We start from the raw sequence: 17623 nt of genomic DNA, 5'->3' as shown, positions 1-17623 counted from the left end.
GTGTTAAACCGTTATCCTTTGTGGAAGTACATCATGCTGGTCGTCGTGATTATCGTCGGCCTGCTGTACGCGCTTCCCAACCTGTATGGTGAGGATCCGGCCGTTCAAATCACTGGCGCGCGCGGTGTCGCCGCCAGTGAGCAAACGCTGATCCAGGTCCAGAAAACGTTACAAGAAGAAAAAATTACCGCTAAGTCTGTGGCACTGGAAGAGGGCGCTATTCTTGCTCGCTTCGACACCACCGACACGCAGCTCCGCGCTCGCGAAGCGCTGATGGGCGTGCTGGGTGATAAATACGTCGTGGCGCTTAACCTTGCTCCTGCAACTCCGCGTTGGCTGGCTGCTCTGAATGCAGAGCCAATGAAACTGGGTCTTGACCTGCGTGGCGGCGTTCACTTCCTGATGGAAGTGGATATGGATACCGCGCTCGGCAAGCTGCAGGAACAGAATATCGACAGCCTGCGCAGCGATCTGCGTGAGAAAGGCATCGCCTATACCACCGTGCGTAAAGAAGATAACTACGGCTTGAGCATCACGTTCCGCGACAGCGCGGCACGCGACCAGGCTGTAACTTACCTGTCTCAGCGTCACCGCGATCTGGTGATTACCTCTCAGGGCAGCAACCAGCTGCGTGCGGTAATGACGGATGCACGTCTGAGCGAAGCGCGTGAATACGCCGTTCAGCAGAACATCAACATTCTGCGTAACCGTGTAAACCAGCTGGGCGTGGCTGAGCCGCTGGTACAGCGTCAGGGTGCTGACCGTATCGTGGTAGAACTGCCGGGTATCCAGGATACCGCACGTGCGAAAGAGATTCTGGGTGCAACCGCGACTCTGGAATTCCGTCTGGTTAACTCTAATGTCGATCAGTCCGCTGCTGCCGCAGGCCGTATTCCGGGTGACTCCGAAGTGAAACAGACCCGCGAAGGTCAGCCGGTTGTGCTGTACAAACGTGTGATCCTGACCGGTGACCATATCACCGACTCCACTTCCAGCCAGGACGAATACAACCAGCCGCAGGTTAACATCTCGCTCGATAGCGCGGGTGGTAACATTATGTCTAACTTCACCAAGGACAACATCGGCAAACCGATGGCGACCCTGTTCGTGGAGTACAAAGACAGCGGTAAGAAAGATGCAAACGGTCGTGCGGTACTGGTGAAAGAGGAAGAGGTGATTAACATCGCCAATATCCAGTCTCGTCTGGGTAACAGCTTCCGTATTACCGGTATTAACAACCCGAACGAAGCGCGTCAGCTCTCTCTGCTGCTGCGTGCCGGTGCGCTGATTGCGCCAATTCAGATTGTTGAAGAACGTACCATTGGTCCTACTCTGGGTATGCAAAACATCCAGCAGGGTCTGGAAGCGTGTCTGGCCGGTCTGGTTGTCTCCATCCTCTTCATGATCTTCTTCTATAAGAAGTTTGGTCTGATTGCGACGTCCGCTCTGCTGGCTAACCTGGTGCTGATCATCGGCATCATGTCCCTGCTGCCGGGCGCGACGCTGACCATGCCGGGTATTGCGGGTATCGTTCTGACTCTTGCGGTGGCGGTCGACGCCAACGTACTGATAAACGAACGTATCAAAGAAGAGTTGAGCAACGGTCGCTCTGTGCAACAGGCGATTGAAGAAGGCTACAAAGGAGCGTTCAGCTCCATCTTCGATGCGAACGTAACAACACTGATTAAGGTTCTTATCCTGTATGCAGTGGGTACTGGCGCGATCAAAGGCTTTGCGATTACAACCGGTATCGGTGTTGCAACGTCGATGTTTACCGCTATTGTCGGCACCCGTGCCATCGTGAACCTGCTGTACGGCGGCAAGCGCGTCAAAAAGCTGTCTATCTGAGGAGTGCGTTGTGGCACAGGAATATACTGTTGAACAATTAAACCACGGCCGTAAAGTCTGGGACTTTATGCGCTGGGACTACTGGGCCTTCGGCATTTCAGGTTTTCTGCTGATTCTGTCCATCGTCATTATGGGCGTGAAAGGCTTTAACTGGGGTCTCGATTTTACCGGTGGTACGGTAATTGAAATCTCCCTGGAAAAACCGATCGATATGGACCAGATGCGCGAATCGCTGCAGAAAGCGGGCTTTGAAGAGCCGCTGCTGCAAAACTTCGGCAGCAGCCGCGACATCATGGTGCGTATGCCTCCGGTACACGATGCCAACGGCAGCCAGGAGCTGGGTAGCAAGGTTCTGAACGTCATCAACGAATCGACCAGCCAGAATGCGGCGGTGAAGCGTATTGAGTTCGTCGGCCCGAGTGTGGGCGCGGATCTGGCGCAAACCGGTGCGATGGCGCTGATGGTGGCGCTGATCTCCATCCTGATCTACGTTGGCTTCCGCTTCGAGTGGCGCCTGGCGGCAGGTGTGGTTATCGCTCTTGCGCACGACGTGGTGATCACCATGGGCGTACTGTCGCTGTTCCACATTGAGATTGACCTGACGATTGTGGCATCCCTGATGTCCGTTATCGGTTACTCACTGAACGACAGTATCGTGGTATCTGACCGTATTCGTGAAAACTTCCGTAAGATCCGTCGCGGTACGCCGTATGAAATCTTTAACGTGTCGTTGACCCAGACGCTGCACCGTACATTGATCACATCCGGAACGACCTTAATGGTTATCCTGATGCTCTATCTCTTCGGTGGCCCGGTACTGGAAGGCTTCTCGCTGACCATGCTGATTGGTGTCACCATCGGTACGGCGTCTTCTATCTACGTCGCGTCCGCACTGGCACTGAAACTCGGCATGAAGCGCGAGCACCTGCTCCAGCAGAAAGTCGAGAAAGAAGGGGCGGATCAGCCGTCCATTCTGCCGTAAGGCGACGTTTAGCGCGTTATCGAAATCCCGGTCGGTTGACCGGGATTTTTTTTATCTGCTCCTGACAAACACTCCTGACAGTATGCTGTCAGGAGCCCTGTCGTAGACTCCTTCTGAACCCAAACAACAGTCAGGAGGATGTATGAAAAGCGTCATTAACTGGTTTGAAATTCCGGTCGCGGATATGGATCGCGCTATCAAATTTTATGAGCCAGTGATGCAGCTCGCGCTGCGTCGCGAGAAAATGGACTGCGCGGAGCTGGCCGTTTTCCCGCATGAGGATCCGTATACCGGCGGGGCGCTGGCAAAATTTGACGGCGTTACACCGTCTTTGCAGGGCGCTATTATTTACCTGCATACTGACAATCTGGCGGCCACGCTCGATCGCATCGCCTCTGCGGGCGGCGAGTGCGTGTTTGGCCCGCTGGAACTGCCGCATGGCATTGGCACGATCGCATTGTTTACCGACAGCGAGGGTAACCGCGTCGGCCTCCATCAACCTGCCTGAGAGCGGAATAAGATATGACCCGACGCGCTGACCGTTTGTTTCAGATTGTGCAGATCCTGCGGGGCAGGCGTCTGACAACGGCAGCGCATCTGGCGGACCGGCTTGGCGTGTCCGAGCGCACGGTCTACCGCGATATCCGCGACCTGTCGCTTTCCGGCGTGCCGGTGGAAGGTGAGGCGGGGAGCGGATATCGGCTAATGTCGGGTTTTGACCTGCCGCCGCTGATGCTGACAAATAAGGAGTCAGAGGCGCTGATCGTCGCGATTCGCCTGCTCAAAACCTGGGGAGGGGAATCGCTATCGCGCGAGCTGGAGTCGGCTCAGGAGAAGGTGCTGGCTATCCTGCCCGAGGAGAGTCGTCGAAAGGCGGAGCAGACGCGGATCTACGCCCCGGATTTTTGCATGCAAAGCCACTCCCGCAGCGATTTTGACAGGATCCATCAGGCGATTTCCGCCCAGCGAGTACTGGCGCTGCATTACCGTGATGAAGCCGGGCAACTCTCAAAGCGTGAGGTTCAGCCGCTGGGGCTGTTCTTTTGGGGGGAGCGCTGGCTGCTGGCGGCGTGGTGCGAACGGCGTGATGACTATCGCTGTTTCCGGCTCGACCGGTGCCTCAATATTGTGCAGACGGAGAGGCGGTTTAGCGAGAGTGCGGACAGGTCTCTGGCAGATTTTTTGCGGAAGGTTAAGCAGTAAAAAGCCAGCTCTTGAGCTGACTTTTTTGCCCGGCCTCGCTGCGCTTGCACGGGCCTACAGGTTTTGTAGGCCGGGTAAGGCGTAGCCGCCACCCGGCATCAACCACAAGGTTAGAAGTTATAACCCACAACCAGGTAACCACCCCAGCCAGTAGAGCGGACGTTTTCGTTCATCCACACCAGTTTCGCGTCGTCGTTCCACTGGCCGCCGTTGTGCCAGTAACGTGCCACGACAGAGTAGTGCCAGTGATCGTAGTTCAACGCCAGAATGTGGCTGGAAGCGATGGAATTGTTGGTGCGCTGCTTGATGCCGTTTTCAGCGTAACCGCTCTTATCGCCCAGATCTGAACCCCAGTCGAAGTTGGTGAAGCCGATGTAGCTCAGGTTACCGCCCCACAGCTGAGTGATTGGCACAAAGTATTTCACTTTGAAACGATAGCCATCCCACTCATTCTGGTTTTCGGCACCATAGTTCTGCCACTGGTATTTAGCATAGACGTTCATGGACAGGCTCATTGGCAGGCCAGTGTCGATGTCCGTACCCAGACCCATATACCAGGTGCTCTGACGACCGGACTCGTTGCGGCCCATGTCGTAGATATAGTTGTTCGCGAAGTACCACTCTTTGAACGGACCGAAGCTCAGGTCGGTACCGGTCAGCTTGTCGATGGAGAAGCGCGGCTCGATCTCCATGAACAGAGGAGAACCGTGGTTCCAGATACCTTTTGCCTGAGAGTTACCACCAAAGAAGACCGGGGCATCCATATAGCCATAGAAATCAAACCAGTCTTTCTTGGCGAATGCTTCGTACTCCAGGTAGGTATCGTTGCGGATCTGAGGTCCGAAACGGGTGTGGTAGCTGCCGACCACGTTAACGCTCTGGTGCCACCAGTCGGAGAGGTATTGTGGTTTATCGTTTTCCGCTGCGTTAACAGTGAAAGAAGAGGAGAGTGCCAGTACAGCGCCAGCTGCGAGTAATGTTTTTTTCATAATCATGCCACTGATTGAAATTCCCTTCCGGGAGTGAAAAATGCGCGATTTGCGTATCAAAATATTTCGTGTTTCTGCGGAGCCTATTATAGGAATCCTTGCTCACAAAAATATGTGTTGTTTCACATATCTCTCACATGCGTAATCGATTGCGTTCACGTTTGCGTACTTTAAACGGCCGGGATTGTAGCGGCAATCATTTATGTTGCCAATCCATACGAAATGTAAATGTTAGCGGAGTGACATTGCACTCCGCTAAAAGGGGGGTTACTGCGCGGCGGGCTGGATATCGTGAATTCGGATAAAACCTAACTGCTCCGGAGTGAGTCCGTTAAGCTGCAGCGGAATGTCAACATCGCTTGGAGCCAGCACGCTGGCCGGTGCGGTGAACAGCTGACTGTTAACATTCACCTCCTGATAGCTCTCCGTGGTGCCCTGGATCTGTCCCCATTCGACGGTGCCGCTGAAGGCTGGCAGCGGATCGTTGGACTCGCCCTGAATGCGTAATGTTGCGCGAGTACCATCTGCATTCGCCGCCACGTTCACCAGAGACATCTTTAACGTGCCAATCTGGCTATTGAGCCGCGCAGGCGTATTCGCTCCCGGCAGGAGATAAACCCCGCTGCTGGATTTGGCATTCAGCGCGTTTTGCTGGGTGATCTTCACCGTTTCTTTGTTCAGTTTGTCCATCGCCGTATTGAGCGTATTCACGCTCTGTTTCATCTGACGGACTTCGGTTTGCTGTGCACAGGCGCTAAGGGTGAAGAGGCTCCCCACCAGCAAAATTTTCAGGTAACGTCTTGTCATTGCGTTTATTTCCTTGAAATAACGGATCGTCCTAATGGTAGCCAGCATCGTCGTGTCAGACATAGATCCTTTGTCTCAAAAAGCTCTTCCTTTGTTGTCAGGCCAGATCAGGGTAAAATGAAAATCAGTTAACCGGATAACAGGGATACCGTATGCATTGCCCATTCTGCTCCGCTGTGGATACCAAAGTCATCGACTCTCGTCTTGTGGGCGAAGGGTCATCCGTACGCCGTCGTCGGCAGTGTCTGGTGTGCAACGAGCGTTTCACGACCTTTGAGGTTGCAGAGCTGGTAATGCCGCGCGTGGTAAAAAGTAACGACGTGCGCGAGCCGTTTAACGAAGAGAAACTCCGCAGCGGGATGCTGAAGGCCCTCGAGAAACGTCCCGTCAGTGCGGACGACGTTGAGATGGCGTTAAACCACATAAAATCTTACCTTCGTGGTTTGGGCGAGCGTGAAGTGCCGAGCAAAATGATCGGCAACCTGGTGATGGAGCAGCTGAAAAAGCTCGATAAGGTCGCCTATATCCGCTTCGCCTCGGTCTACCGCAGTTTCGAAGACATCAAAGAGTTTGGCGAAGAGATCGCCCGCTTACAGGATTAAGCTCATGCAGGATGAGATTTACATGGCGAGAGCCATGAAGCTGGCGCAGCGCGGTCGTTTTACCACCCATCCCAACCCGAACGTCGGGTGCGTTATTGTTAAAGATGGCGAGATCGTGGGGGAGGGGTTTCACTATCGTGCCGGCGAGCCGCATGCCGAGGTTCATGCGCTGCGCATGGCCGGTGAGAAGGCGTGCGGTGCCACAGCCTACGTCACGCTGGAGCCCTGCAGCCATCACGGGCGGACGCCGCCGTGCTGCGAAGCGCTGATTGCAGCAGGCGTTTCACGCGTGGTCGCGTCGATGCAGGACCCGAATCCGCAGGTGGCCGGACGCGGTCTGTACCGCCTGCAGCAGGAAGGCATTGACGTCAGCCATGGGCTGATGATGCAGGACGCGGAAGCGATCAACAAAGGCTTTCTGAAGCGCATGCGCACGGGGTTCCCGTATATTCAGCTCAAGCTGGGTGCCTCGCTGGACGGTCGTACGGCGATGGCAAACGGCGAAAGCCAGTGGGTAACCTCGCCGCAGGCAAGGCGCGATGTGCAACGTCTGCGCGCGCAAAGCCATGCTATCCTCACCAGCAGTGAAACCGTTCTGGCTGACGACCCGGCCATGACCGTGCGCTGGGACGAATTGAATGCCGATACCCAGGCGCTTTACCCGCAGGAAAACCTGCGTCAGCCGCTGCGTATTGTCATTGATAGCCACAACCGGGTGACGCCGGAGCACCGCATCGTCCAGCAGCCCGGTGAAACCTGGATTGCCCGCACCAAAGAAGATACGCGTGAATGGCCGGAAGGCGTGCGCAGCATTATGGTGCCGGAGCATAACGGTCATCTGGATCTGGTGGTGCTGATGATGCTGCTCGGCAAGCAGCAGGTGAACAGCATCTGGGTCGAAGCCGGGCCAACGCTCGCCGGTGCGCTCTTACAGGCCGGGCTGGTGGATGAACTGATTGTTTACGTTGCGCCTAAACTGTTAGGGCACGATGCGCGCGGCCTGTTTGTGCTGCCTGGCCTTGAAAAACTGGTCGACGCACCACAACTCAAATTCAGCGAGATTCGTCCGGTGGGTCCGGATGTCTGCCTCCACTTAACGACAGCGTAATTGCTCCTGAAATAGGGAAGCAGTGCGCAAAGTATTATGATAAAATCCGCCCCCCTGCGGGGCCAAATGAACCCGTAAAGGAAGAGTATGAACATTATTGAAGCTGCTGTAGCTACCCCGGACGCTCGCGTCGCCATCACCATTGCGCGTTTCAACAACTTCATCAACGACAGCCTGCTGGAAGGTGCGATTGACGCCCTTAAACGTATCGGTCAGGTTAAAGATGACAACATTACCGTTGTTTGGGTTCCAGGCGCTTACGAACTGCCACTGGCGGCAGGCGCGCTGGCGAAAACCGGTAAATACGACGCGGTGATTGCGCTGGGTACCGTTATTCGTGGCGGCACTGCGCACTTCGAATACGTTGCGGGCGGTGCAAGCAACGGTCTGGCACACGTTGCGCAGGATGCTGAAATCCCTGTCGCGTTCGGCGTGCTGACTACCGAAAGTATTGAACAAGCCATCGAACGTGCTGGCACCAAAGCCGGTAACAAAGGTGCAGAAGCTGCACTGACCGCGCTTGAAATGATCAATGTATTGAAAGCCATCAAGGCCTGATTTTTTTGTAAGGGGAATTCCGTGAAACCTGCTGCTCGTCGCCGCGCCCGTGAATGTGCCGTCCAGGCACTTTACTCCTGGCAGTTGTCCCAGAACGACATCGCTGATGTTGAATACCAGTTCCTGTCAGAACAGGACGTGAAAGACGTTGACGTTCTGTACTTCCGTGAACTGCTGTCGGGAGTGGCGACTAATAGCGCGTATCTCGATGGTCTGATGAAGCCTTACCTGTCCCGTCTGCTCGAAGAGCTGGGTCAGGTAGAAAAAGCAGTGTTGCGTATTGCGCTGTTTGAGCTGTCTAAACGTGATGATGTGCCGTACAAAGTGGCCATCAACGAAGCGATCGAACTGGCGAAAACCTTCGGCGCTGAAGACAGCCACAAGTTTGTAAACGGCGTACTTGATAAAGCAGCACCTGCGATCCGTCCCCACAAAAAGTGATCCGCAAACCGGAGTCCTGCATTGCCTGACGGGCAGTGCGGCTCCGGTTTTTTCTTTTATTTGCTGAGGCATAACGTATGGCATGCGGCGAATTCTCCCTGATTGCCCGTTATTTCGACCGTGTCAGAACCTCTCGTCTTGATGTTGAAACCGGCATTGGCGATGACTGTGCACTTCTCAATATTCCCGAAAAACAGACGCTGGCAATCAGCACCGATACCCTGGTGTGCGGACGTCATTTCTTACCGGATATCGATCCTGCCGATCTGGCGTATAAAGCGCTGGCGGTGAACGTCAGCGATCTGGCTGCGATGGGCGCCGATCCCGCGTGGCTGACGCTGGCCCTGACCCTGCCAGAGGTGGATGAAACCTGGCTGGAAGCCTTTAGCGACGCGCTGTTTGAGCAGCTGAATTATTACGATATGCAGCTGATTGGCGGTGATACCACTGCCGGGCCGCTGTCGATGACGCTGGCGATCCACGGCTACGTACCGCTTGGCCGCGCGCTGAAGCGCTCAGGCGCAAAACCCGGCGACTGGATCTACGTGACCGGTACGCCGGGCGACAGCGCGGCTGGGCTGGCGATCCTTCAGAACCGTTTAACGGTTGTAGATGCTGATGATGCGGCGTATTTGGTGAAACGCCATCTGCGGCCAACACCGCGTATTTTGCACGGCCAGGCGCTGCGCGAGCGGGCAAGCTCGGCTATCGATCTCTCTGACGGGCTGATCTCCGATCTTGGCCATATCCTGAAGGCCAGCGGCGTCGGTGCGCGCGTTGACCTGGATCTGTTCCCCCTGTCTGAGCAACTGCTTCGCCATGTAGAGCCTGAGCAGGCCCTGCGCTGGGCGCTGTCCGGTGGTGAAGACTACGAGCTGTGCTTCACGGTGCCAGAGCTCAACCGTGGAACGCTGGACGTGGCGTTAGCGCATCTCGGCGCGAAATTTACCTGCATCGGTCAGATTATGCCGGAGAGCGAAGGGCTGAAGTTTGTGAAAGACGGTGCGCCCGTTACGCTGGACTGGAAAGGGTACGATCACTTCGCGTGAGTTTGTGCGCTCTGTATTGCCGGGTGGCGCTGCGCTTACCCGGCCTACAAATAGGGTGCGATCGTAGGCCGGGTAAGGCGAAGCCGCCACCCGGCAACTGTTTACTTAAACCCCACCACCGGATGCTGCTGATACGGCGTCTCCAGCTCGGCAACCTGCGCTGGCGTCAGCGTGATATCTACCGCATTCAGCAGCTCATCCAGCTGTTCTTCCCGCGACGTACCAATAATCGGCGACGCGACCCCGCGCTTGCCCAGCAGCCACGCCAGCGCCACCTGGGCGCGGGTTGCACCGGTATCGTCAGCGATCCCGGCTAAACGTTCGGCAATCAGCGCATCGCTGGCTTCTGTACCGGAATAAAGATTTTTTCCCACTTCATCCGATACCAGGCGAGCCGTGGTTTCACCCCACGGGCGGGTCAGGCGGCCGCGCGCCAGCGGGCTCCACGGGATCACCGCCACGCCCTCCTGATGGCACAGCGGCAGCATCTCGCGCTCTTCTTCACGATAGATCAGATTGTAGTGATCCTGCATGGTGACAAAGCGCGCCCAGCCGTGCTGCGCCTGGAGATCCAGCGCCTGGGCAAACTGCGACGCGTGCATAGACGATGCGCCGATGTAGCGTGCTTTCCCCGCTTTGACCACGTCGTTCAGCGCTTCAAGGGTCTCTTCAATGGGCGTGTTGTAATCCCAGCGGTGAATTTGCAGCAGGTCGACGTAATCCATGTTCAGGCGTCTGAGGCTGTCATCAATGGAGCGCAGGATCTGCGCGCGCGAAAGGCCCTCAGCCAGGTCGCCCACCGGATAGTAGACCTTGGTAGCGACGACGATGTCATCACGACGGGCAAAATCGCGCAGGGCGCGGCCAACAATCTCCTCGCTGCTGCCGTCGGAGTAACTGTTGGCGGTGTCAAAGAAGTTAATGCCGCCCTCGATGGCGCGTTTGATGATCGGACGACTGCTCTCTTCCGGCAGCGTCCAGGCGTGGTTTCCCCGATCGGGCTCGCCAAAGGTCATGCATCCCAGACAAAGTCGGGAAACCTTAAGGTCCGTTTTTCCTAATGTTGTGTATTGCACGGTTCCGCTCCTGCTGTTTAAACACCAGGTTTAAGCATAGCAGGAGCGGAAAAGGGGGAGGGGTCAGTCCAGCCAGGCGCGGATTTTGGCTTCGATACCGGCGGCGTCCAGGCCAATAGCCGCACGGGCTTCATCCTGGGTACCCTGAGGAATGAAATGATCCGGCAGGCCGAGGTTCAGCACCGGCACGGCTTTACGATTTGCCATCAGTACCTCGTTCACGCCGCTGCCCGCGCCGCCCATGATGGCGTTTTCTTCCAGCGTGACCAGCACGTCATGCGTTTCAGCCATACTCAGGATCAGAGCGTCGTCGAGCGGCTTCACAAAGCGCATGTCCACCAGGGTGGCATTCAGCGCTTCAGCCGCTTTCGCCGCCTCTGGCATCAGCGTGCCGAAGTTCAGGATCGCCACTTTTTCACCGCGGCGCTTCACCAGACCTTTACCGATCGGCAGTTTTTCCAGCGGCTGAAGCTCAACGCCTACCGCATTGCCGCGCGGGTAGCGAACGGCGCTTGGGCCATCCTGATAGTGGTAGCCGGTAAACAGCATCTGACGACATTCGTTCTCGTCGCTTGGCGTCATGACAACCATATCCGGAATACAGCGCAGGAACGACAGGTCAAACGCGCCCTGGTGCGTCTGGCCGTCGGCACCGACGATGCCCGCACGATCGATAGCAAACAGTACCGGCAGCTTCTGAATCGCCACGTCGTGGATCACCTGATCGTAGGCGCGCTGCAGGAAGGTGGAGTAGATAGCGACAACCGGCTTGTAGCCGCCAATCGCCAGGCCCGCTGCAAACGTCACAGCATGCTGCTCGGCAATGGCTACATCAAAATACTGGTCAGGGTATTTTCTGGAGAACTCCACCATGCCGGAGCCTTCACGCATGGCAGGCGTCACCGCCATCAGCTTGTTGTCTTTCGCTGCGGTTTCGCACAGCCAGTCGCCGAAGATTTTTGAATAGCTCGGCATGCCGCCGCTGCTTTTTGGCAGACAGCCGCTGGACGGATCAAATTTCGGTACCGCGTGGAAGGTGATCGGATCTTTTTCCGCCGGTTCGTAGCCACGTCCTTTTTTGGTCATGATGTGCAGGAACTGCGGGCCTTTCAGGTCGCGCATGTTCTTGAGCGTGGTCACCAGGCCCAGCACGTCATGGCCGTCAACCGGGCCAATATAGTTAAAGCCCAGCTCTTCAAACAGGGTGCCCGGCACGACCATGCCTTTGATGTGTTCTTCGGTACGCTTGAGCAGCTCTTTAATCGGCGGTACGCCGGAGAAGACTTTCTTGCCGCCTTCGCGCAGCGAGGAGTAAAGTTTGCCTGAGAGCAACTGGGCCAGATGGTTGTTCAGCGCGCCGACGTTCTCGGAGATCGACATTTCGTTATCGTTAAGGATAACCAGCATGTCCGGCTTGATGTCGCCCGCGTGGTTCATGGCTTCGAAGGCCATACCGGCGGTAATGGCACCGTCGCCAATCACGCAGACGGTGCGGCGCTGCTTGTTCTCTTTTTCGGCGGCAACGGCAATACCGATGCCCGCCGAAATGGAGGTAGAGGAGTGGCCGACGCTCAGCACGTCATACTCGCTCTCACCGCGCCACGGGAACGGGTGCAGGCCGCCTTTCTGGCGAATGGTGCCAATTTTATCGCGACGTCCGGTCAGAATTTTGTGCGGATAGGCCTGGTGGCCCACGTCCCAGATGAGCTGATCGAACGGCGTGTTATAGACATAGTGCAGCGCCACGGTCAGCTCAACCGTGCCAAGCCCGGAGGCGAAATGGCCGCTGGAGCGGCTAACGCTGTCGAGCAGGTAGCGACGCAGCTCGTCGCACAGCTTCGGCAGGCTCTCTTTCGGCAGCAGACGTAACTCCTGGGTGGAGTCAACTAACGCCAGTGTCGGGTATTTGGCAATATCAAAACTCATCAAAGGCTCATCGAGATATATTGTTTATTTATCACGCTGGATTATGTAGTCCGCTAGCGCTTCCAGTGCCGAGGTATCCAGCGATTGCGCGGCCAGTTCATTTAGCGACTGGCGGGCATCGTCAATCAGATCCCGGGCTTTACGTTGGGCTTGCTCAAGGCCCAGCAGGGCGGGGTAGGTACTTTTGCCAAGCTGCTGGTCCGCACCCTGACGTTTACCCAATGTTGCAGTATCGCCCACCACATCCAGAATGTCATCCTGAACCTGGAATGCCAGACCGATACTTTCTGCGTATCTGTCCAGAATTGGCAGGGCTTTGCGCCCTTGTTCACCCGCGCTCAGCGCGCCCAGGCGAACGGCGGAACGAATCAACGCCCCTGTTTTATGGCGATGAATACGCTCCAGCTGTTCCAGATTAACCTGACGTCCTTCCGCTTCAAGATCCAGCGCCTGTCCGCCGCACATCCCGGCCACGCCGCTGGCCATGGCCAGCTCGGAGATCATCGCCAGACGGTCGCGGTCGGCCACTTCCGCCATCGGCGCGTCGCTCAGAATCGAGAACGCCAGCGTTTGCAGGGCATCACCCGCCAGAATGGCATTCGCCTCGCCAAACTTGATATGGCAGGTGGGTTGACCCCGACGCAAATCGTCGTCGTCCATGGCAGGGAGATCGTCGTGGATCAGCGAGTAGGCGTGGATGCACTCCACGGCCGCTGCCGGGGCGTCCAGCGTGTTATCGCTAATACCAAACATATTGCCCGTGGCGTACACCAGGAACGGGCGCAGGCGCTTCCCACCCAAGAGTGCGCCATAGTGCATGGCTTCAACCAGTGGAGTGTTCTGAAAAGGCTGTGGCGCAATAAAACGGCGCAGGGCGTCGTTGGCGCGTACGACACGCGCCTGAAGCTCGTTGGAAAAATCCATTTACTCGGCGTCCGGTGTAAAAGGCGTGGTTTTCGCGTCTTCGCTGTCGGAAAGCAGGATCTGCACGCGCTGCTCGGCCTGCTGCAGTTTGACCTGCCCCTGGCGCGCCAGCTGCACGCCACGTTCGAATTCGTTGAGCGCCTCTTCCAGCGGGAGATCGCCGCTCTCAAGACGGGTAACGATTTGCTCCAGTTCATTCAGCGCAGTTTCGAAACTGGCCGGTGCGTCGTTCTTCTTCGGCATAGTGAATTGACTCTTATATTCTCAGCCCCGACATGGTAACGGACTCAGGGCAATTATCAAATAACGCGCAATGTGCACAGGAGCGGCGCGATGGTGGTATACTTGCGCGCCTGGATGCAGCCACGGGTGTGGGCTGCTGTACTCTTTCCATTACAAGCCTTAATACGCTTGCCTAAGAAACATTGCCGCCATGAAGTTTATCATTAAATTGTTCCCTGAAATCACCATCAAAAGCCAATCTGTGCGTTTGCGCTTTATTAAAATTCTCACCGGGAACATTCGTAACGTATTAAAGCACTACGACGAAACCCTCGCCGTGGTGCGCCACTGGGACCACGTTGAGGTCCGTGCGAAAGACGAAAACAAACGTCAGGATATTCGCGACGCGCTGACCCGTATACCGGGGATACACCATATCCTGGAGGTGGAAGATGTTCCGTTCAGCGATATGCACGACATCTTCGAGAAAGCGCTGGTCCAGTACCGCGATCAGATCGAAGGCAAAACCTTCTGCGTGCGCGTGAAGCGTCGCGGCAAGCACGAGTTCAGCTCCATTGAAGTGGAACGTTACGTCGGCGGCGGTTTGAACCAGCACGTTGAGACGGCGCGCGTACGTCTGACCAACCCGGACGTGACCGTGAACCTGGAGATCGAAAACGATCGCCTGCTGCTGGTGAAAGGGCGCTGTGAAGGTATCGGCGGCTTCCCGATTGGCACCCAGGAAGACGTATTGTCCCTGATCTCCGGCGGCTTCGACTCCGGCGTCTCCAGCTATATGCTGATGCGCCGCGGCTGCCGTGTGCACTACTGCTTCTTCAACCTGGGCGGCGCGGCGCACGAAATCGGCGTTCGTCAGGTCGCGCATTACCTGTGGAACCGCTTCGGCAGCTCCCACCGCGTGCGTTTTGTGGCGATCAACTTCGAACCTGTGGTCGGCGAAATCCTTGAGAAAGTGGACGACGGCCAGATGGGCGTGGTGCTGAAGCGCATGATGGTGCGCGCGGCGTCCAAAGTGGCGGAACGCTACGGCGTGCAGGCGCTGGTCACCGGCGAAGCGCTGGGCCAGGTCTCCAGCCAGACGCTGACCAACCTGCGTTTGATCGACAACGTGTCTGATACGCTGATCCTGCGTCCGCTGATCTCCCACGACAAAGAGCACATCATCGACCTGGCGCGCGAAATCGGCACCGAAGATTTTGCCCGCACCATGCCGGAATACTGCGGCGTGATCTCAAAAAGCCCGACCGTCAAAGCGGTGAAGGCGAAGATCGAAGCGGAAGAAGAGAACTTCGATTTTGCCATCCTGGACAAAGTGGTGGAGGAAGCCTCCAACATTGATATCCGCGAAATTGCCCAGCAGACCGAGCAGGAAGTCGTTGAAGTTGAAACCGTGAGCGGTTTTGGTGCCAGCGATGTGATTGTGGATATTCGTTCGATTGATGAGCAGGATGCCAGCCCGCTGAACGTCGAAGGCGTTGAGGTGGTTTCCCTGCCGTTCTATAAGCTGAGCACGAAATTTGGCGATCTCGACAAGAGCAAAACCTATCTGCTTTGGTGTGAGCGCGGGGTGATGAGCCGCCTGCAGGCGCTGTATCTGCGCGAGCAGGGCTTTGCGAATGTGAAGGTGTATCGCCCGTAGCGTGCGGCCTGGTGCCCTCACCCCGACCCTCTCCCACAGGGAGAGGGCGCAAACATAAAAAACGGCAACCAAAGGTTGCCGTTTTGCTTTTACCTCGCGCCACCCGGCTTTTTTTATCCACTACTCTTCATAGTAATTATAAATCCCCGCCGGCATCACCAGCGATGATGCCACTTCGTACGCTTTCTCGCGCCCGACCAGCAGGTCAATAATCTTTAAGCCAAAATCGATCGCGGTGCCGGGCCCCTGGCTGGTCAGCAGGTTGACGCGCGGGTCCCAGACGACGCGTTTATCCACCCAATGCTCTTCCGGGATTGTATCCTTAAGCCCCGGGAAGCCGGTCATGTTGCCGATGGGGAAGATATCGTGCGGAATCAGAACCGTGCCGGCGGCGGCACAGATTGCTGCGACGATGCGGCCGGACAGATGGAACTGACGCACGGTCTCGACCAGCAGCGGGCTGTCGCGAAAACATTCCGCGCCTTTTAAGCCGCCGGGCAGCACGATGATGTCGTAATCGCCGTCAGCCACTTGAACAAGGGGGGCATCCGCGAGGATTTTCACCCCGCGTGAACAGGTGATTTCCAGATTGCCGTCGCTGGCGACGCTGGCGGTGGTGACCTTAATGCCGCCGCGCACCATCAAATCAATGGTGGTGACCGCTTCCATCTCTTCGCTACCAGGGGCGAGGCAGATCAGGGCTGACGCGCTCATATTCACTCTCCTTACGTTTAACCAGGTCATACAGACGGGCGTTTTCCGGCACGGCGATGCCGTGCGCGCGGGCGCGTTTTAGCAGATAGCCGGTGATGTAGTCGATCTCCGTGTGGCGTAATGCCCGAACGTCCTGCAGCATTGAGGAGATATTTTCTGCCGTGCTCTCAATGACCTGCTCGACGTAGCAGCGCAAATCGTCTGCCGAGGTATGCAGGCCTTCCCGCTCAACGACCGCCGCGACTTCCGCACACAAAATCGCAACGTCCTGCGGATGATTTTTCAGCTCCCCGTTCGGGCAGTTCCACAGTGCCGTCAGCGGGTTGATTACGCAGTTTACCGCCAGCTTCCGCCACAGCTGAGGGCGGATGTTGTTGTGCCAGGCCACGTCCGGCAGCACCTTTTGAAGCACATCGGCCAGATAGCTGTAGTCGCCATCTTGTGTTCTGGCCGGGCCGATATGCGTTACGCCGCTGGCGACATGCACGATGATGTTGCCGTCGCGACGTGCAGCGTGCGTGGTCGTCGCCATCAGCAGGGGCTGCGGGACGCTTTTCAGCTCATCAAGGGTCCCCATGCCGTTATGCAGCAGCAGTATGGGCGAAGTGGGGGGGAGCTGCGCGGCCAGCGTTTTTACCGCGTCTGAGACCTGCCACGCTTTGAGCGTCACCAGTAAAAGGTCGCTTTGCGCCAGGAAGTCAGGATCGTTCGCGGTGAGGGATTCGTTAAAGATGCTTCCGTCTTCACCAATCAGGTTTACACTGCAATAGGGCTGGGGCACGCGCAGCCAGCCCTGAACCTCATGTCCGTGCTTGCACAGCGCGGTCAGCCACAGCTGACCAAGCGCTCCGCATCCGAGCACCGTAATTTTCATTGTTCCTCCTCACCTGTAACTGCGCCAGGTGTTACAGCTTAATTATACAGCTAAGCTTCTGTTGAGTTATGCCTCGTAGCGGGTATTATGCAACGCAACAAAAGTGAAGGGAGAAGAAAAGATGCCATCTTTCGATATTGTTTCCGAAGTTGATATCCAGGAAGTTCGCAACGGCGTTGAGAACGCAACCCGCGAAGTTGAGTCACGTTTCGATTTTCGTGGCGTTGAGGCGTCGTTCGAGCTGAACGACGCAAATAAGACCATTAAGGTGCTGAGCGAGTCTGATTTCCAGGTGAATCAGCTGCTCGACATTCTGCGCGCCAAGCTGTTGAAGCGCGGCATCGAAGGGACGTCTCTGGACGTGCCGGAAGAGTTCGTCCACAGCGGTAAGAACTGGTTTGTTGAAGCCAAGCTGAAGCAGGGCATCGAGAGCGCGGTGCAGAAGAAGATCGTTAAGCTTATTAAAGACAGCAAGCTGAAGGTGCAGGCGCAGATCCAGGGCGAAGAAATTCGCGTGACCGGTAAGTCCCGCGATGACCTCCAGTCCGTAATGGCGCTGGTGCGCGGCGGCGATCTGGGGCAACCGTTCCAGTTTAAAAACTTCCGCGATTAATATAAAAAGCCCGGTTTAACCGGGCTT

At 56.5% G+C, this 17623-nt stretch carries 19 protein-coding genes; 11 read left to right on the top strand and 8 right to left on the bottom strand.

The window, feature by feature from the left end:
• From secD to NQ230_RS18430, 4 genes are all read left to right on the top strand, one after another.
• Positions 1-1848, top strand: a complete 1848-nt coding sequence (gene secD / locus NQ230_RS18445; protein ID WP_072250572.1) for a protein translocase subunit SecD — start codon at positions 1-3, stop codon at positions 1846-1848.
• A gap of 10 nt (positions 1849-1858) precedes the next feature.
• Entirely contained in the window at positions 1859-2830 is a 972-nt protein-coding gene (gene secF, locus NQ230_RS18440) for a protein translocase subunit SecF (RefSeq protein WP_114977918.1), read from the top strand.
• A 142-nt stretch (positions 2831-2972) separates the two neighbouring features.
• On the top strand, positions 2973-3338 hold the full coding sequence (locus tag NQ230_RS18435) for a VOC family protein (RefSeq protein ID WP_033144761.1): 366 nt from the start codon (positions 2973-2975) through the stop codon (positions 3336-3338).
• A gap of 14 nt (positions 3339-3352) precedes the next feature.
• Positions 3353-4033 carry a helix-turn-helix transcriptional regulator gene (locus NQ230_RS18430; RefSeq protein ID WP_039263922.1) on the top strand — a complete coding sequence of 227 codons (681 nt, stop codon included), beginning with the start codon at positions 3353-3355 and terminating at the stop codon, positions 4031-4033.
• A 110-nt stretch (positions 4034-4143) separates the two neighbouring features.
• Here the strand turns inward: NQ230_RS18430 and NQ230_RS18425 are convergent, their stop codons facing one another.
• Both NQ230_RS18425 and NQ230_RS18420 read right to left on the bottom strand, forming a co-directional pair.
• Entirely contained in the window at positions 4144-5022 is an 879-nt protein-coding gene (locus NQ230_RS18425) for a nucleoside-specific channel-forming protein Tsx (RefSeq protein WP_121425666.1), read from the bottom strand.
• Between the two features lie 267 nt (positions 5023-5289).
• On the bottom strand, positions 5290-5829 hold the full coding sequence (locus NQ230_RS18420) for a SadB/YajI family lipoprotein (RefSeq protein ID WP_159513554.1): 540 nt from the start codon (positions 5827-5829) through the stop codon (positions 5290-5292).
• A gap of 152 nt (positions 5830-5981) precedes the next feature.
• Between NQ230_RS18420 and nrdR the strand changes: the two genes are divergently transcribed.
• The 5 genes from nrdR to thiL all read left to right on the top strand — a co-directional run bounded on the left by nrdR (position 5982) and on the right by thiL (position 9587).
• On the top strand, positions 5982-6431 hold the full coding sequence (gene nrdR, locus NQ230_RS18415) for a transcriptional regulator NrdR (protein ID WP_008503337.1): 450 nt from the start codon (positions 5982-5984) through the stop codon (positions 6429-6431).
• Between the two features lie 4 nt (positions 6432-6435).
• Entirely contained in the window at positions 6436-7539 is a 1104-nt protein-coding gene (gene ribD, locus NQ230_RS18410) for a bifunctional diaminohydroxyphosphoribosylaminopyrimidine deaminase/5-amino-6-(5-phosphoribosylamino)uracil reductase RibD (RefSeq protein WP_257258557.1), read from the top strand.
• 87 nt (positions 7540-7626) lie between these two features.
• A complete protein-coding gene (gene ribH / locus NQ230_RS18405) occupies positions 7627-8097 on the top strand; it encodes a 6,7-dimethyl-8-ribityllumazine synthase (RefSeq protein WP_006176874.1) in 471 nt (156 codons plus the stop codon).
• Positions 8098-8118: 21 nt separating this feature from the next.
• Entirely contained in the window at positions 8119-8538 is a 420-nt protein-coding gene (gene nusB / locus NQ230_RS18400; protein WP_006809908.1) for a transcription antitermination factor NusB, read from the top strand.
• 77 nt (positions 8539-8615) lie between these two features.
• Positions 8616-9587, top strand: a complete 972-nt coding sequence (thiL, locus tag NQ230_RS18395) for a thiamine-phosphate kinase (protein ID WP_257258556.1) — start codon at positions 8616-8618, stop codon at positions 9585-9587.
• Between the two features lie 101 nt (positions 9588-9688).
• On the opposite strand, the gene NQ230_RS18390 is transcribed toward thiL, so the two are convergent.
• The 4 genes from NQ230_RS18390 to xseB all read right to left on the bottom strand — a co-directional run bounded on the left by NQ230_RS18390 (position 9689) and on the right by xseB (position 13756).
• The gene (locus NQ230_RS18390) at positions 9689-10663 is read right to left on the bottom strand and encodes an aldo/keto reductase (protein ID WP_257258555.1); all 975 of its coding nucleotides are present in this window, start codon (positions 10661-10663) and stop codon (positions 9689-9691) included.
• Between the two features lie 63 nt (positions 10664-10726).
• On the bottom strand, positions 10727-12589 hold the full coding sequence (gene dxs / locus NQ230_RS18385) for a 1-deoxy-D-xylulose-5-phosphate synthase (protein ID WP_121425597.1): 1863 nt from the start codon (positions 12587-12589) through the stop codon (positions 10727-10729).
• 24 nt (positions 12590-12613) lie between these two features.
• On the bottom strand, positions 12614-13513 hold the full coding sequence (gene ispA, locus NQ230_RS18380; protein WP_048978946.1) for a (2E,6E)-farnesyl diphosphate synthase: 900 nt from the start codon (positions 13511-13513) through the stop codon (positions 12614-12616).
• A complete protein-coding gene (gene xseB / locus NQ230_RS18375) occupies positions 13514-13756 on the bottom strand; it encodes an exodeoxyribonuclease VII small subunit (RefSeq protein ID WP_045328337.1) in 243 nt (80 codons plus the stop codon). It lies immediately after the preceding gene.
• A 190-nt stretch (positions 13757-13946) separates the two neighbouring features.
• Between xseB and thiI the strand changes: the two genes are divergently transcribed.
• Positions 13947-15395, top strand: coding sequence for a tRNA uracil 4-sulfurtransferase ThiI (gene thiI, locus NQ230_RS18370; RefSeq protein WP_257258552.1), 1449 nt, complete (start codon positions 13947-13949; stop codon positions 15393-15395).
• 120 nt (positions 15396-15515) lie between these two features.
• On the opposite strand, the gene yajL is transcribed toward thiI, so the two are convergent.
• The gene (yajL, locus tag NQ230_RS18365) at positions 15516-16109 is read right to left on the bottom strand and encodes a protein deglycase YajL (RefSeq protein ID WP_032661534.1); all 594 of its coding nucleotides are present in this window, start codon (positions 16107-16109) and stop codon (positions 15516-15518) included.
• Positions 16072-16983 (bottom strand): 2-dehydropantoate 2-reductase, encoded by a 912-nt coding sequence (panE, locus tag NQ230_RS18360; RefSeq protein ID WP_058841173.1) that lies wholly within the window; start codon positions 16981-16983, stop codon positions 16072-16074. The genes yajL and panE overlap by 38 nt, the downstream gene beginning before the upstream one ends.
• 121 nt (positions 16984-17104) lie before the next feature.
• On the opposite strand from panE, the gene NQ230_RS18355 reads away from it, so the two are divergent.
• The gene (locus NQ230_RS18355) at positions 17105-17596 is read left to right on the top strand and encodes a YajQ family cyclic di-GMP-binding protein (protein WP_023334701.1); all 492 of its coding nucleotides are present in this window, start codon (positions 17105-17107) and stop codon (positions 17594-17596) included.
• Positions 17597-17623: the final 27 nt, after the last annotated feature.

Source organism: Enterobacter asburiae, from assembly GCF_024599655.1.
Classification (GTDB): Bacteria; Pseudomonadota; Gammaproteobacteria; order Enterobacterales; family Enterobacteriaceae; genus Enterobacter; species Enterobacter asburiae_D.
This window is presented reverse-complemented; position numbering and strand designations above follow the sequence as displayed.

Bases quoted from the DNA above. Each gene is read 5' to 3' on its own strand.
- NQ230_RS18435 (WP_033144761.1), top strand. From the start codon at position 2,973: ATGAAAAGCGTCATTAACTGGTTTGAAATTCCGGTCGCGGATATGGAT.
- NQ230_RS18430 (WP_039263922.1), top strand. From the start codon at position 3,353: ATGACCCGACGCGCTGACCGTTTGTTTCAGATTGTGCAGATCCTGCGG.
- NQ230_RS18425 (WP_121425666.1), bottom strand. From the start codon at position 5,022: ATGAAAAAAACATTACTCGCAGCTGGCGCTGTACTGGCACTCTCCTCT.
- NQ230_RS18420 (WP_159513554.1), bottom strand. From the start codon at position 5,829: ATGACAAGACGTTACCTGAAAATTTTGCTGGTGGGGAGCCTCTTCACC.
- nrdR (WP_008503337.1), top strand. From the start codon at position 5,982: ATGCATTGCCCATTCTGCTCCGCTGTGGATACCAAAGTCATCGACTCT.
- ribD (WP_257258557.1), top strand. From the start codon at position 6,436: ATGCAGGATGAGATTTACATGGCGAGAGCCATGAAGCTGGCGCAGCGC.
- ribH (WP_006176874.1), top strand. From the start codon at position 7,627: ATGAACATTATTGAAGCTGCTGTAGCTACCCCGGACGCTCGCGTCGCC.
- thiL (WP_257258556.1), top strand. From the start codon at position 8,616: ATGGCATGCGGCGAATTCTCCCTGATTGCCCGTTATTTCGACCGTGTC.
- dxs (WP_121425597.1), bottom strand. From the start codon at position 12,589: ATGAGTTTTGATATTGCCAAATACCCGACACTGGCGTTAGTTGACTCC.
- ispA (WP_048978946.1), bottom strand. From the start codon at position 13,513: ATGGATTTTTCCAACGAGCTTCAGGCGCGTGTCGTACGCGCCAACGAC.
- xseB (WP_045328337.1), bottom strand. From the start codon at position 13,756: ATGCCGAAGAAGAACGACGCACCGGCCAGTTTCGAAACTGCGCTGAAT.
- thiI (WP_257258552.1), top strand. From the start codon at position 13,947: ATGAAGTTTATCATTAAATTGTTCCCTGAAATCACCATCAAAAGCCAA.
- yajL (WP_032661534.1), bottom strand. From the start codon at position 16,109: ATGAGCGCGTCAGCCCTGATCTGCCTCGCCCCTGGTAGCGAAGAGATG.
- panE (WP_058841173.1), bottom strand. From the start codon at position 16,983: ATGAAAATTACGGTGCTCGGATGCGGAGCGCTTGGTCAGCTGTGGCTG.
- NQ230_RS18355 (WP_023334701.1), top strand. From the start codon at position 17,105: ATGCCATCTTTCGATATTGTTTCCGAAGTTGATATCCAGGAAGTTCGC.